Here is a 12,976-nt window from a genome sequence, read left to right on the forward strand (position 1 = left end):
CCGCCGCAGGCTCACCCGCAGGTAGTCGCGAGACAACCCACTGCTGTGCAAACCCATTCCGTAGGGTGCGAACCAGCACCAACCCGCCCCAGGGGTGCGAAGCACCCGCCCGCCACGCAACCTCACCCCGAAGCCCTTCTTGTACCAACCTCCCCGGAGGGCGGGTGCATGTACCAACCTCCCAGGAAGGGCGGGGGCGGACAGCTCAGCCGATGTGCTCCCGGAGGTACGCCAGATCATCGGCAACACCCTCGGCGGGTGTCTCCAGGATCACCGGGGCGCCTGCGGTTTTGCAGACCTCGGCAAGCAGTTCGGGATCGATGGTTCCGTCGGAGAAGTTGGCGTGCCGGTCGGCGCCGGAGTTGAACTCGTCGCGCGAGGAGTTCAAGTGCACCAGGTCGATTCGGCCGGTGATCGCCTTGATGCGGTCGACGACGCCGATCAGTTCCTCGCCGCCGGCCCAGGCGTGGCAGGTGTCGAGGCAGAAGCCTGCGCCGAAATCGCCGACGGCGTCCCACAATCGGGAGATGGCGTCGAAATGCCGGGCCATGGCGTGGTTGCCGCCCGCGGTGTTCTCGATCAGGATCGGCACGGCGAAGCCGCCCTTATCCTGTTGACGCTCGAACAGCTTGCGCCAGTTGTCCACTCCGGTTTCCAGCTCGGCGTCGGAGCGCACGTGCCCGCCGTGCACGACCAGACCGAACGCGCCGAGATCGGCGGCGGCCTTCGCCTGCTGGGCGACCGCGTTGCGGGAGGGCATCCGTAGCCGATTGTTCAGGCTCGCCACATTGATCTGATAGGACGAGTGCACCACCACGTCGATCGGGCTTGCCACGATTTCCTCGGTCCGCGGGTGCGGGGTCGGCTTGTCCCAGCTCTGCGGGTCGACGACGAACATCTGGATGACATCGGCACCGAGTTTCTCACCGAAACCGATCGGGTCGCCGTCGAGACGGACGTGTGCTCCAATCTGCATGGGGCCAGCTTAACGACCACCACCGACAGCAATCCAAGGATGCTGAACGAGGGTTTGTTGCATCGCGTGGGCCCGGCGAGATACATCGGTAGTATCCGCGCGCTCGACCCGACGACGGGGGTGAACACCGTGTTGCAGACCGGCGATGTCTTCGCTGGCTATGTCATCAAACGTGTCCTCGGCCATGGCGGCATGGGCACCGTTTACCTGGCCCAGCATCCGAGACTGCCGCGGCTGACCGCGCTCAAACTGCTCAAACGCGAGCTGTACAGCGAGGTCGAGATCCGCCGCAGGTTCGAGCGGGAGGCCGATCTGGTGGCGCAGCTCGACCATCCCAATATCGTCACGGTGTTCGATCGCGGCACCGAGGACCAGCAGCTGTGGATCTCCATGCAGTACGTGCCCGGCGCGGACGCCTCCTGCGCGGATGTGAACGTGCTCGCGCCGGGGCGGGCCGTGCAGATCATCAGCGATACCGCGATCGCCCTCGACTTCGCGCACGCCAACCAGGTGCTGCACCGCGACGTGAAACCGGCCAACATCCTGCTCGCCAAGGCGCCGATCGGGCAGCCGGAGCGGGTGCTGCTCACCGACTTCGGCATCGCGGGCGTGCGCGGCAGCGACACCACGCTCAGCTCGAAGGGCTCGATCACCGCGACGCTGGCGTTCGGCGCGCCGGAACAGTTGATGGGGCAGCCGCTGGACGATCGGGCCGATCAGTACTCGCTCGCGTGCACGTTGTTCTGGCTGTTGACCGGCGAAGCGCCGTACCCCGGTCGGAATCCGGCCGCCGTGGTCAACAGCCATCTGTACGCGCCGCTGCCGGTGCTGAGCCGGATGCGGCCCGGACTGCCGCCCACGCTGGACGGAGTGCTGGCGCGCGCGATGGCCAAGCGGCCCGCCGACCGGTTCGCCGATTGCGCGCAGTTCGCCGCGGCAGCCCGTCATGCGCTCGCCGTCGGCGCGCCGCGGCACCCCACCCACGGCGGGTTCACGCACAACAGACCGCCCGCGCCGATTCCGCCTACTCGTACGTTCCCTTCGCAACCGGATCGGCCGCCCCATTCGACGGTGCCGCCGGGTCAGACCGGTACGCGAGCACCCGCCAGAGAATCCGGACCGCCGCCGCGCGAATCAACGTCGCCACCAACGACATCCGCGCCGCCCCCGTCAAGAACAGCGCAGCCACCAACTACGTCGGCGCCACCACCGTCAAGGTCGGCGCAGCCGCCAAGGACATCCGCGCCACCGCCGTCGAAATCGGCTCCGCCGTCAAGGACATCTACTCCCCCACCGTCGGAATCTGCGCCGCCACCGAGATCGGTTCCGCCGCAGACCTTCCTGCCGCCGCGCCGCACCGTCCGGCGCGGCACGATCGAGCTGCCCGACCTGCCGATGCGCCCCGGCTCGGCACCCCGTCGGCAGTCGCCACCACCGGACGCCCGGCCTCCGCCGATAGCTGTTCGCTATCGAATGTCACTGGCGTTACCCCGCTTTCGCTGGGCAGCCGTCGGTTCAGTGACTACTGCTATGGTTTCGATGTTTTCCGTGGTCCGGCCCGTGCCTGATCGCGCGTTCTTATGCTGTACGCCTGTTCGTCGGTGGGTCCCGGCGGGCGGCGGGAAGTGGAGCAGACATGCTGGCCAGCGGTGACGTTTTCGCCGGTTATGTCATCGAGCGGCAACTGGGTCGCGGTGGCATGGGTTCGGTCTACCTGGCGAAACATCCTCGACTGCCGCGGATGACAGCGCTGAAGCTGCTGAACCGGGAGATGTTCTTCGACAAGGAGGTGCGGGCGCGGTTCGAACGGGAGGCGGATCTGGTCGCCCAGCTCGACCACCCGAACATCGTCACGGTCTACGACCGTGGGCTCGACGACGAGCAGCTGTGGATCTCCATGCAGTACATCGACGGTATCGACGCCGCGTCGGTGCAACCGCAGGCGCTGCCACCCGAGCGCGCCGTGCAGATCATCAAGGAAACCGCGGACGCCCTCGACTACGCGCACGGCATCGGCGTGCTGCATCGCGACGTGAAGCCCGCCAACATCCTGCTGGCCCGCTCCGGCAGCGGCCGCGGCGAGCGGGTCTACCTCACCGACTTCGGCATCGCCCGCTTCCGGGACGACACCGGCCATCTCACGCAGACCGGAACCTTCACCGCCACACTGGCTTACGCGTCGCCCGAGCAGCTCACCGGTTCGTCGCTGGACCACCGGTCGGATCAGTACTCGCTGGCGTGCTCGCTGTTCTGGTTGTTCACCGGCACCGGCCCGTTCTCCGCGACCAACCCGGCTGCGGTGATCCAAGGTCACCTGCAGGGTGCGCCGCCCGCGTTGAGCAGCCACCGCCAGGGCCTGCCGTACGCCCTGGACAGCGTGCTGGCCAGGGCGATGGCGAAGCGACCGGAGGACCGGTACCCCAGCTGCGCCGATTTCGCCGCGGCCGCCCGGCACGCGCTCACCAATCCCAGCGTGCCCTCGATGCCGGTGGTCGGCGGGCCGCGGCCGTTCACCGCGCCACCGACGCCGGTGACCGGACCACGCCCGAACACCGGACCGCGGCCGACGACCGGTCCCCGGCCGACCACCGGACCACCCACCCCCACCACCGGCTGGCCCTACCCGGTGACGCACGGCCAGGGCCAGCCGCCGAGTGGGCCGAATTACCTTGCAGGATCGGCCTTCCCGACGCCGCCCCCGGCCACCGTGGTGGCACAACCGCGCGGCACCGGGCCGCAGCCGACTTCGCCGTACACCGGGCCGCAATCCGGGTACAACTCAGGTCCGCAGGCCGGGTACAACTACAGCCCGCCGCCACCACCCATGTCCCCGGTCAGTGTCGGCGGGCGACCGCCGAAGAAGTCCAACGTCGGCCTCATCATCGGCATCTGCCTGGCGGCGGTGGTGCTCCTCCTGGTGACGCTCGCCATCATCGGTGCGGTCGCCGATTCGAGCCCGTCCGCGGACAACACGACAACCACCTCGGCCGGTGTTGTCGGGCCCGGCAACGCCGTCGCCGCGACCGCCGACTCGATCAGTGCCGAATTCCCGCGCATGGTGCCCGCGACCAAGACGGAGCAGGTCGGCTACAACGGCGCCAAATGCTGGGAGACGGACACGAGCTACACGCCGTCGCCCAGCGACGGTGACCCGGAGTTCGGCGACTGGGCCTGGCAGTGGCGTTGCTACGGCGGCGGCGACAGCTCGGATCCGCTCTACCGCATCTACGTCTACAAGTCCGCCGCCGACGCACAGGCGGTGGTGAAGACGCTGCCGTCGAACAGCAAGTCGATGGATTCCAACGGCGGAAAGTCCTACACCAACTACAAATTCGATGCCAGCGGCCCGAAGATCGTCACCGCCTTCACCGGTGATCCGGATCGCGCCCAGTACCTGATGTTCACCGACGGCTCCGGCTCCATCGACCAGACCCTGCGCTGGTGGCGCTCGGCTCCGCTGAACTGACGCATGCTGCATCCCGGAGAGACCTTCGCCGGGTACACCATCGAACGCCTGCTCGGTCGCGGCGGCATGGGATCGGTGTACCTGGCGCGGCACCCACGCCTGCCACGGTTGACGGCGATGAAGCTGTTGAACCCGGAAGTGTTCCACGACAAGGAGATCCGCACCCGATTCGAGCGCGAGGCCGACCTGGTCGCCCGGCTGGATCACCCGAACATCGTGACCGTGTTCGACCGTGGCGTCGAGGACGAGCGGTTGTGGATCTCGATGCAGTACATCGACGGCACCGACGCCGCCGCGGTGGACGCCCATTCGCTGCCGCCGGAGCGGGCGGTGCAGATCATCGGCGAGACGGCCAAGGCGCTCGACTTCGCGCACAGCCGAGGCGTCCTGCATCGAGATGTCAAGCCCGCCAACATCTTGCTGGAGCGCACCGGGGGTGCGGGCGAGCGGGTGTTCCTGACCGACTTCGGGATCGCCCGCTTCCGTGATGAAACCGGGCGGCTCACGCAGACCGGAACATTCACCGCCACACTGGCGTACGCGTCGCCGGAGCAGCTGTCGGGTGCGCTACTCGATCACCGCTCGGATCAGTATTCGTTGGCCTGCACGCTGTTTCGGCTGCTGACCGGGACGGTGCCGTTCGAGGCCACCAATCCGGTCGCGGTGATCCAGGGGCACCTACAGGCGCCGCCGCCACCGGTCAGTCGGCTGCGCCCCGGCCTGCCGATGGCGTTGGATGCGGTGCTGGCCAAGGCGATGGCGAAGCGGGCCGAAGATCGGTTCGACTCCTGCGCCGAATTCGCCGGTGCCGCTTGGCATGCGCTCACCGTGCCGCAACGGTTCGCGCCGCCCACCAGACCACAACAGTTCACGCCGCAACAGTCCGCGCCGTTCGCCGCGGTGGATCAGCTGCCGCAGCAGTACGAGCGCGGCGCCCAAAACACCGGTCCCGACGCGTCTCTCACCCGCGGCGGCCGCTCCCGGTCCAGCGCCGTGATCGGCGCGTTGGTCGGCGGGCTACTGGTGCTCGGACTCATCGCCTCGATCGTCGCGTTCTCGCGCAGCGGAACGGGTTCGGCCGGACCGACGGCCACCACCATCCCGTCCACCACTCGCGCCCACGACATCTCGTCGACCACCAAGCCGCCGACGTCAGCGCGGCCGACAACCGACCGAGCCCAGATCAGCGCGGACGCCGCGGCACTGAGCAACGAGTTCCCGAACATGTTGCCGGAGACCACCCCTCAGCAAGTGGTCCAGGCTGGCACGGGCTACAACAAGGCGGGCTGCTTCTCCTACACCCCCGACTCGGCGGCCGCGAACAACAACGCCGACGATCCCACGCTCGGTGCCTGGCTGGTGCTGTGGCGTTGCTTCGGCGGCCCGGACAACAAGGCGGCCTTCTCCTTCTACCTGTACAACTCCCCCACCGATGCCCGATCCGCGCTCGACGGACTACCCGCCAACGACCAGTCCACAGCAGCCAACCACGGCCACACGTACACCAACTACACCCTGCGCGACAGCGAGACCCGACGCCCACGCATGGTCACCGAGTTCACCGCGGACCCGCAACGCGCCTCGATCCTGATGTACAGCGCAGGCTTCATCGCCACCCAGTCCGAGCTCATGGAATGGTGGACCGCCGCGCCACTGAACTAGGGCCTGCCTAACCGAATGCGTGGTGCACGAATTCGTGGGTCGGGTGGAAGCCGATGGTCTGGTAGATCCTGCCGACGGTGCGGTTGGCGGTGTCGGTGAAGAGGCAGACGTCCAGGCCGTCGGCGCGCAGCACTTGCGCGAGGTGGGCGGTGACGGAGCTGGCGTAGCCGTGGCCGCGCTCCTCCGGCGGGGTGTAGACGAGGCCGATGCGGGACCAGCCGTACACCGGAGTCTGGTGGGCGGCAAAGCTTGTCGGACGACCGTCGCGCTCCCAGAACCACATCTGGCCTGCCGCGACCCGGTTACGGATGGCCGGAAGGCCGGCCGACACGATCCCGGCCTCGGTGCGCATGGCCTCGGCCCATTCGACACACAGGTCGATGTCGGATTCGGTTGCCCGGCGCGGTTTCCCGGGCACATCGGGGATGCGCAGCGCGCCGAGACGGTACAGCCGGGCGGTGTAGGACGGCCGGAAACCGACGCCGAACCGGTCGCTCCAGCGTTCGGCGAAAGTGGTGGCGTCGCCGATGAGCCCTTCCACGCCGGGGGTTTCCGGGGCCACCTCGGCGAGCGCGTCGGCCACCGCGCCCACGCTGCCCGCGGGCAACTCGCCGAGGTACATCTCCCGGCCGTCGACGCGCATGGCAACGCCGACCACGGACGCATCGTCGGCATGTAGCGATAGGAACCGTGCGGACCGGTCGGAGGTCTGGGTGCCCGCGACATGGTTGGCGATGCTCGTGGTGATCACGGTGTGCCGCAGCGGATCACGGAGCAGGAACGACTCGGTGCGCGAGCGGAACTCGGTCGCGTCCGTGGTGATCTCGATCCCCATGATCAACACGGTAGGCCGCTATTGCGTTGCGCGCCCGAGTTTTTCGGTGACCAGCCACAGCCGCTCGACAACCAACCGACCGGTTGTCGCGGCGGCCGTGGCCTCAGTTGGGTTCGGCGTCAATCCGTTTCGTTGCCGCCGCTGCCACCTCTGCGGAGTTTGAGCAGGATCAAGCCTGCGGTGCACGCGAGAATCAGTCCGGCGACGGTGATTTCGACGTGTAAGCCGGCGATGCCGAGGACAGCCCCGACGATTCCACCGACGAAGAAAAGCCAGGCGAAGGTCCGCGAAACAATCGTGGACAGCGAGCGCGCTGACTTGTTCGACACGAGATGCTGCGAAGTAGCCGACACCGCATCCTTGGCGGCTGCGGACGACGACTCCCGCTGCGACGTTGTCGAGTAAGCTCCCATCATCTACTCCTCGATGACGCCGATCAGAGAACCAATGCCGCGTTCATCACACAACGCTTCTCTCATCTGGGTACAGGCGTCTCACACGTAACTTTGCTCACACGCTACGACCATGCCCCGCCGTATAACAGCGACACGTGCCCGCGACACGCCGAAGAGATCAATTCGATATCTGAATTACGAGTGTTTAAAACAGTACTGTTAGACGCACCGCTGGCGACCGCTTCGTCTGGCCGCGTGGACCGTGCTCGAGTATGGTGATCCCGACTCGAAACGCAGCAGGAGTGATCACCGATGGAGAGCATCAGGGCCAAGATCGCAGGTCCGGCGATCGCCGCAGGCGCGATCTCCGTCGGGCTCGTCCTCATCGGCGCCTGCGGAATCGGCAAGCAGGACACCTACGTCGCGCCCCCGCCGCTGCAGTCGGACCCGAACGTCGCGCCCGTTGCGCACGAGGGACCCAGCGTGACGGCGCCGAAAGTGTCGATTCCGCCGTCGCCGACCTGGCAGATCGCGCCCTACCAGGCGCCGCACGCATCGCCGTTCACCGGATTCAGCACCACCACACCCGGTGAAACGCCGCCGCCGGAAGAGGCGGGGAGTCTGCCGCACGAACGCCCGTCCGACGATGCCCGGCCACCGGCCAGCACGACGGAGTCGCCGACCGAATCCTCCACGACGCGGCCGACCACCCCGCGGCCGACGACCGCCCGGCCGACCACCAGGCCGCGACCGACCACGACCTCGGACGACCCGACCACGGATCCGTACGGCAGCCCGCAGTCGGGCCTGAACTCCGACGAGCACGAGTGACCCCGCGGTGGTGCGCGGATTACGCACCACCGCAAGGTTTTACAGCTCGGGCAGCCCGTACTCGCCGACCCGCGCGCTGAGCACCCGCAGGTGCTCCAGCCCGCCGCCGAGCGTGCGCTCGATCGCGGTCAGCCTGGCCACGTAGTGACCGACCGGGTATTCCGCGGTGACGCCGATGCCGCCGTGCATCTGGATGGCTTCCTGGCCTATGTGCCGCGCCGAGCGACCGACCTGGAGCCGGGCCCGGGACGCGACCTGCGGGTCGATCTCGCCGTCGGCAACGGCTGCGGTGGCGTAGAGGCTCATGCTGCGCGCCAGTTCCAGCGAGACATACATGTCGGCCGCCCGATGCGTGAGCGCCTGGAACTTCGACAGGGTGACCCCGAACTGCTTGCGCTGCTTCAGGTAGTCGGTGGTCAGCCGCAGCGCCTCCGCCATCGCACCGATGGATTCCGCGCATAGGCTCGCCTGCGCCTGCACGAGCGCCGACCGAATCGCCTCGGCCGCATCGACATCGCCGCCGAGTAGTTCGGCCGCGGCCTGCTCGAATTCGAGCTGCGCGCCGCGCTGACCGTCCACCGTGCGGTAGGACTTGCGGGTCACGCCGGTGGCGTCGGCGGCGACCAGGAACAGCCCGGTCCCGCCGCCGGGCAGCTGCGCGCTGACCACCAGCTCGTCGGCGCAGTCGCCGTGGCTGACCGGGTTCTTGATGCCGGTCAACACGTACGAATTGCCCCCGGCGGGAGCGTCAGGCCCGGAGGCGGCAGCCTGTGTAACCACGGAGGGCCCCGCGGACGCCGCATCAGACACAGCCACAGCCGTGGTGGTGAGTTCGGTGGACGGCCAGCGCACACCCGGCTCGCCATGCGCGAAGGCGAGCAGCTTGTTGCCCGCCGCGACCTCCGGCAGCACCCGCTGCCGCTGTTCGGCACTGCCCGCGAGGGTGAGCAGCGCACCGGGCAGCAGCACCGCGTCCAGGATCGGTTCCGGCGCCAGCCTGCGCCCCACCTCTTCCAGCACGACCATCGCCTCCACCGGACCGGCGTCGACGCCGCCGTCCGCCTCGGTGAAAGTCAGTCCGAGCACACCGAGTTCGGCGAGCTGTTGCCACACCTCGCGGCTCCAGCCGAGTTCGGTGTCGGTGACCTTCAGCCTGGTCTCCGGGTCGTAGTTACGGGCGAGCAGGTCACGCACAGTGTCCCGCAGCATTTCCTGTTCATCGGTGAGATCGAAATCCATGGCGGCGCCTCACAATCCGAGGATCGTGGAGGCGATGATGGTGCGCTGCACCTCGCTGGAGCCTCCGTAGATGGTTGTCTTGCGATAGTTCAGGTAGCCGGGGCCACTGCGCTGCGCCCAACCGGGCGAGGCGATCTCGTCGGCACCGACCGGCAACATGTCCGGTCCCGCGATATCGATGAGCAGTTCGGTGGCGGCCTGCTGTAACTCCGAGCCGCGCAGCTTCAGCACCGACGACGCCGGATTCGGCTTGCCGTCAGAGGAATTCGAGACCACGCGCAGCTGGGTGAGTTCCAGCGCGAGCAGCTCGTTCTCCAGTTCGGCGACCCGGGCCGCGAACAGCGGATCCGCCAGCAGCGTGCCGTCACCCGATTTCGTCTGCGCGGCATACTCTTTCGCGATGCCGAGCTTCACCTTGGTGCGGCCGACACCGGTGATGCCGGTGCGCTCGTTGCCGAGCAGGAACTTGGCGTAGGTCCAGCCCATGTTCTCCTCGCCGACCAGCTGATCGGCCGGCACGCGGACGTTCTCGAAGAACACCTCGTTCACCTCGTAGCCGCCGTCGATCAGCTTGATCGGGCGGATGGTCACACCGGGCGACTTCACGTCGAACAGCAGGAACGAGATGCCCGCCTGCTTCTTCGCCGCGCTCGGATCGGTGCGCACCAGGCAGAAGATCCAGTCCGCGTACTGGGCCAGCGTGGTCCAGATCTTCTGGCCGTTGACGATGTAGGAGTCGCCGTCGCGCACCGCGGTGGTGCGCAGCGAGGCCAGGTCGGAGCCCGCGTCGGGCTCGGAAAAGCCTTGGCACCACCAGATGTCGAGGGCGGCGGTGGGCGGCAGGAAGCGCTGCTTGAGCTCCTGCGAACCGAAGTGCGCGATCACCGGGCCGACCATCTGCGCGTTGAACGTCAGCGGGTCCGGCACCGAGGCCAGCTGCATCTCGTCCTGCCAGATGTGGCGCTGCATCGGGGTCCAGTCCTTGCCACCCCACTCGACGGGCCAGTTCGGCACCGCGAGGCCGTTGTCGTTGAGGGCCTTGTGCGAGCGGACGATGTCGTCGCGGGACAGCTCCTGGCCGTACTTGAAGCGCTCGCGGATCTCGGCGGGGATCTCGGTCCGATAGATGTTTCGCAGTTCGTCGCGGAACGCGACTTCGTCTGGGGACAGGCTTATTTTCATACGCAGCTCCGTCTGTGTCTCGTAACGTCCGAGTCCAAACTACCCTCGAGTAATCCTCTACTGTCGAGTGGATCACACCGGAAGGACACGCTCGCGGGCGTCAACTCTGGGTAAACGGCGGCGCTACCTGGGCGGTATTCCGGACGAACTGGTACGTTGCTGCACGTGGGTTGGGGGACCCCGAGACTTTGGTATATAGGAGTTCGAGTGAACGGCAGGACCATCGCACGCGCCGCCACGGCCGTGACAGCTCTCGGCATCGGCGCGGCGCTGACCATGGGTGGCACGGCGGCGGCCGATCCGGAACCGTCACCGCTGGACGCCGGGCTGGCCCACCTCACCGAGACCGCGGGCCCCGACCCGGCCGTGCAGGCGGGTGTCGGCGCACTGACGCAGTACACCCAGCTCGCCGACGTGGCCGGGCTGCGCCACGTCACCAGCGCGTTCACCCCGTTCGCCTATGCCGCACCCACTTTCGGCTGCGGCAGCCTCGGACCGGTCACCACGATCATCGCGGCCGCGACCACCGACGGGGTCGGCACCAGCGCGGACCTCCATGTCGCGCCGGGCACCCTGCGGTTCAGCGCGACCCCGGCGCACTCCGGCACGCCGCTGGCTTCCGGCCTGGTCGTAGCCTGGGTGAACATCAACAACGGCGCCAGTGGCATCGACTCGCTCGACGACATCACCGAGTACGGCCTTCCGTCGCTGTCCAAGACGGTGAACAGCGGGCCGGGCACGGTTATCGCCTCGATGTGGGGCATCATCGACTACCCGTTCGCGCACTGCTTGATGACACCGACCGTCGGGACCTTCATGGTTCCGGATCAGCCGGTGAACCAGCCGATCAAGCCGTCGGACACGAACGCCCCCGGCGGACTGATCGCACCGGGACCCAACGGTACGGAGACCGGCCCGGCACCCCAGGCCACACCGACCACCGAGCCGAAGGCCGCGCCCGCTCCGGCCCCGGCGCAGGCCCCCGTCGCTCCCCCGGCGCCCGAAGCTGCTCCCGCTCCCGCCCCGGCGCCCCCTGCACCGACGACCACCCCTGGCGTACCCGCCGGTGCCGCGGTGCACGGCGAGTTCACCAAGCCTGCCAACTGACGCCTCGGCACCGCCACGGATGGCGGTGCCGGACAACCTGATTCAGCGAACCTTGGCGAAGAAGGCACGGATGTCGGCGACGTGCATCGCCGGAAGTTCCATCGCGACGAAGTGATTGCCGGTATTGCCCGTCGGCCAGTGCGCGATGTCGTTGTCGCGCTGCGCGAGTCGCAGCATCAACGCCGAACCGCCGCCGTAAACCCCGGTCGGAACCAGCTTTTGGCCTTTCGGCCAGGTAAATCCGTTGTCGCCGAGTCCGTTGTACATCGGCCAGGATGAGCTGGCCGCGGTATTGGTGAACCAGTACAGGCTGATGTTGGTCAGCAGGTGGTCGCGGTCGATGACGTCCTCGGCCTGATCGGCGAGCGGGGCGAATTCGTTGAACTTGTGCATCAGCCAACCGAGCAGGCCGACCGGGGAGTCGGTCCACGCGTGCGCGAAAGTCTGTGGCGCGGCGTGCAACAGGGTGTGGTGGTTCACGCCGGTCATCCACTTCTGCATCTGATCCCATTCGGCGCGCTCGTCCGGGGTCATGGTCGGCACGTCGGCCGCGGTCGGCATGCCGATGCCGCCGTCGATGTGCACGCCGATCACCCGATCCGGCGCCGCGATCGCCATTTCCGGCGCGACGTACGCGCCGAGATCGCCACCCTGGGCACCGAATCGCTGGTAGCCGAGCCGATCCATCAGCACGAGCCACATCTCGGCCACCCGCCGCGGCGTCATCCCCATTTCGTGCGGCCCCGCCGAAAACGCGAAACCGGGCACCGACGGCACGACGACGTGGAAGGCCTGCGCCGGGTCGAGACCGTGCTTGCGCGGATCGGTGAGCAGGCCGATGGTTTTGCTGAATTCCACGAAGGTGTTCGGCCAGCCGTGGGTCAGGATCAGCGGCACCGCGTCCGGCTCGGGTGAGCGAACGTGCACGAAATGCACGTCGAGATCGTCGATTTCGGTGATGAACTGCGGGAACTCGTTCAGCGCCGCTTCCTGTGCGCGCCAGTCGAATTCGGTCCGCCAGTAGTCGGCGAGCTCGCGCAGGTAGGCCACCGGGACGCCCCGGTCCCGACCCGCACCGGGCAGCTGCGCCGACCAGCGGGTGCGGCTCAACCGGTCGTTCAGGTCGTCCAGGTCCGCCTGCGCGATGTCGATGCGGAACGGGCGGATGGCGGTGCGGTTGTCGGTCATCGGTGGGGCTCCTTGCCGGTCGGTCTTGCGATCTGTGCACAACGCTAGGAGCCATGTAGGACCATCTATGTCCTAGTTACCTGGAATCCTCGAAT

The 12,976-nt window shown here is 67.8% G+C and carries 11 protein-coding genes; 5 read left to right on the forward strand and 6 right to left on the reverse strand.

Annotated features, from left to right (window positions below):
* Window positions 1–205: 205 nt before the first annotated feature.
* Complete coding sequence (locus tag ACQPW1_RS41760) at window positions 206–976, reverse strand: deoxyribonuclease IV (protein ID WP_433658699.1); 771 nt, start codon at window positions 974–976, stop codon at window positions 206–208.
* Between the two features lie 39 nt (window positions 977–1,015).
* Between ACQPW1_RS41760 and ACQPW1_RS41765 the strand changes: the two genes are divergently transcribed.
* From ACQPW1_RS41765 to ACQPW1_RS41775, 3 genes are read left to right on the forward strand one after another with little or no spacing between them, the layout of a single operon-like run.
* Complete coding sequence (locus ACQPW1_RS41765) at window positions 1,016–2,629, forward strand: serine/threonine-protein kinase (protein ID WP_433658701.1); 1,614 nt, start codon at window positions 1,016–1,018, stop codon at window positions 2,627–2,629.
* Window positions 2,613–4,442, forward strand: coding sequence for a protein kinase domain-containing protein (locus ACQPW1_RS41770; RefSeq protein ID WP_433658703.1), 1,830 nt, complete (start codon window positions 2,613–2,615; stop codon window positions 4,440–4,442). Before ACQPW1_RS41765 ends, ACQPW1_RS41770 begins: the two co-directional genes overlap by 17 nt.
* 3 nt (window positions 4,443–4,445) lie before the next feature.
* Window positions 4,446–6,104, forward strand: a complete 1,659-nt coding sequence (locus ACQPW1_RS41775; protein WP_433658704.1) for a serine/threonine-protein kinase — start codon at window positions 4,446–4,448, stop codon at window positions 6,102–6,104.
* 7 nt (window positions 6,105–6,111) lie between these two features.
* Here ACQPW1_RS41775 and ACQPW1_RS41780 read toward each other — a convergent pair whose 3' ends face one another.
* The gene (locus ACQPW1_RS41780) at window positions 6,112–6,939 is read right to left on the reverse strand and encodes a GNAT family N-acetyltransferase (protein WP_433658706.1); all 828 of its coding nucleotides are present in this window, start codon (window positions 6,937–6,939) and stop codon (window positions 6,112–6,114) included.
* Window positions 6,940–7,058: 119 nt separating this feature from the next.
* Entirely contained in the window at window positions 7,059–7,352 is a 294-nt protein-coding gene (locus tag ACQPW1_RS41785; RefSeq protein WP_433658708.1) for a hypothetical protein, read from the reverse strand.
* Window positions 7,353–7,646: 294 nt separating this feature from the next.
* On the opposite strand from ACQPW1_RS41785, the gene ACQPW1_RS41790 reads away from it, so the two are divergent.
* Window positions 7,647–8,165 (forward strand): hypothetical protein, encoded by a 519-nt coding sequence (locus tag ACQPW1_RS41790; protein ID WP_433658710.1) that lies wholly within the window; start codon window positions 7,647–7,649, stop codon window positions 8,163–8,165.
* Between the two features lie 39 nt (window positions 8,166–8,204).
* Here ACQPW1_RS41790 and ACQPW1_RS41795 read toward each other — a convergent pair whose 3' ends face one another.
* The gene (locus ACQPW1_RS41795; protein ID WP_433658712.1) at window positions 8,205–9,404 is read right to left on the reverse strand and encodes an acyl-CoA dehydrogenase family protein; all 1,200 of its coding nucleotides are present in this window, start codon (window positions 9,402–9,404) and stop codon (window positions 8,205–8,207) included.
* A gap of 9 nt (window positions 9,405–9,413) precedes the next feature.
* Entirely contained in the window at window positions 9,414–10,586 is a 1,173-nt protein-coding gene (locus ACQPW1_RS41800; RefSeq protein WP_433658714.1) for an acyl-CoA dehydrogenase family protein, read from the reverse strand.
* 207 nt (window positions 10,587–10,793) lie between these two features.
* On the opposite strand from ACQPW1_RS41800, the gene ACQPW1_RS41805 reads away from it, so the two are divergent.
* On the forward strand, window positions 10,794–11,693 hold the full coding sequence (locus tag ACQPW1_RS41805; RefSeq protein WP_433658716.1) for a hypothetical protein: 900 nt from the start codon (window positions 10,794–10,796) through the stop codon (window positions 11,691–11,693).
* A 42-nt stretch (window positions 11,694–11,735) separates the two neighbouring features.
* Here ACQPW1_RS41805 and ACQPW1_RS41810 read toward each other — a convergent pair whose 3' ends face one another.
* Complete coding sequence (locus ACQPW1_RS41810) at window positions 11,736–12,881, reverse strand: epoxide hydrolase family protein (protein ID WP_433658718.1); 1,146 nt, start codon at window positions 12,879–12,881, stop codon at window positions 11,736–11,738.
* Window positions 12,882–12,976: the final 95 nt, after the last annotated feature.

This window comes from Nocardia sp. CA-128927 (assembly GCF_050955855.1).
GTDB lineage: Bacteria > Actinomycetota > Actinomycetes > Mycobacteriales > Mycobacteriaceae > Nocardia.